Here is a 231-nt window from a genome sequence, read left to right as displayed (position 1 = left end):
GTCTTGCAATACGCTTGAAAGCGTTAAACCTTTTTCTAACGCAGCGGCATAGATAAATGGTTTAATTGAAGAACCGACTTGCACTAAAGATTGGGTTGCACGATTAAATTTACTTTGTTCGTAACTAAAGCCACCCACCATGGCTTCAATTGCACCATTATCGGAGTTTAATGAAACTAATGCAGAGTTAGCGGCTGGGATTTGACCTAAAATCCATTCACCGTTATCACG

At 40.3% G+C, this 231-nt stretch carries 1 protein-coding gene; it reads right to left on the bottom strand.

Going from position 1 to position 231, the window contains the following annotated elements:
- On the bottom strand, positions 1 to 231 hold a 231-nt coding region (locus CUZ56_RS15630), incomplete at both ends, for a penicillin-binding transpeptidase domain-containing protein (RefSeq protein ID WP_204250993.1).

The sequence above is a fragment of the Saezia sanguinis genome, from assembly GCF_003991585.1.
GTDB classification, from domain to species: Bacteria; Pseudomonadota; Gammaproteobacteria; order Burkholderiales; family Burkholderiaceae_C; genus Saezia; species Saezia sanguinis.
The sequence above is the reverse complement of the archived record's forward strand: the minus strand, read 5'-3'. Positions and strand labels throughout refer to the sequence as shown.